At 72.3% G+C, this 1446-nt stretch carries 1 protein-coding gene; it reads right to left on the reverse strand.

Features of this window, described 5'->3' with window-relative positions; all coding sequences use genetic code 11:
* Window positions 1-1446 (reverse strand): acyltransferase domain-containing protein (locus RT323_RS05680; protein ID WP_313405752.1); only part of this gene is annotated, 1446 nt, incomplete at both ends.

Below are 1446 nucleotides of genomic sequence, written 5' to 3' on the forward strand. Positions count from 1 at the left end.
CGGGCGCCTCGGCGCTCGCCACCGGTGCGTCGTCCTCCACCGGGGCCGGGTCCTCGTCGGTCCCGAACACGACGGCGGCGTCGCGCTCGACGTTCAGCACCTCGACCGCCGGGTAGCCGGGCAGCTTCAGCGTCCCGGAGGCCAGGTTCGCCACCGTGGGAGCCGAGCCGACGCCGACCTCGACGAAGCGCTCGACGCCCAGTCCGCCCTCCTCGACGGGGGTGAACATCAGGTCCTGCGTCTCGATCCAGCGGACCGGGCTGGCGAACTGCCACGCGAGCAGCTCGATCAGCAGGTCGCGGCACAGCGCGCCCGGATCCTCCGAGCGCGGGATCGTGACGCCGACGTACTCCTCGACCTCGCGGACGAAGTCCTCGTCGAGGCTGAACGGCTTCGGCACCAGGTTCGGCACGTAGCGGCCCTCGAGGATCGACGGGTCGATCGTGGGCGGGAGCAGCTCCTGAAGCTTGTGCCGGAAGTCCGGGACGCCGCCGTGCAGGACGCGACTGTGGAACGGCACGTCGATGCCGGGCACGAGGATGAACGCGGCCTTGCCACCGAAGCGCGCACGGCGCTCGGCGACGTCCTTCTCCAGGACCTCGAGGCCGCGGACGGTGCCGGCGATCGCGTACTGCGAGCCACGCATGTTGTAGTTGACGATCTGCAGGAACTCGCCGGACGCCTCGCCGACACCCTCGACGTAGTCCTTGACCTCGTCGTCGGCCAGGCCGATCTGGGACGGCCGGATCGCGGCGAGGCGGTAGTCGCTGCGCCCCTTCTCGTCGCGGGGCACGAGCGTGTGCATGACGGAGCCGCGCTGGAACACGACCTCGACGACGGCCTCGAGGCTGATGACGCCCGAGACGGCGGCGAGCGCGTTGTACTCGCCGACCGAGTGGCCGGCCAGCACGGCGCCGTCGACGAACGCGCCGCCCTCGCGCAGCTCGGCCATCTGGGCGGCGCCCAGGACGGCCATCGCGACCTGCGTGAACTGCGTCAGGTAGAGGACGCCGTCGGGGTGGTGGTGCGTGACGCCGTCGACGGTCAGCTCGGTCGGGTTGTCGCGGACGACCGAGAGGATCGAGAAGCCCAGCGCCGAGCGCGTGTGCTTGTCCGCGCGGTCCCAGACCTCACGGGCGGCGGGGCAGCGCTGGTAGCCGGCCATGCCCATGCCGGGGCTCTGGATGCCCTGGCCCGGGAACGCGTACGCGGTCCGCGGAGCGTCGAGCAGGGCGGACGCGGCCATGACGATCTCGCCGTCGGCGCGGACGGTCACGTCCAGCACCTCGCGGCCGTGCGTCAGGCCCACGCGGTCGGCGCGGACCTCGACCTCGGCACCGGGGCGGACGGGGGCCATGAACCGGGTCGTCCAGCCGGCGATGCGCTGGCCGGTCTCGGTCGTGACGGCGTGCTGAGCGGCTGCCGACGTCCACATGCCGTGGACGA

This window comes from Aeromicrobium sp. (assembly GCF_032084975.1).
In the GTDB taxonomy this organism is placed as follows: Bacteria; Actinomycetota; Actinomycetes; order Propionibacteriales; family Nocardioidaceae; genus Aeromicrobium.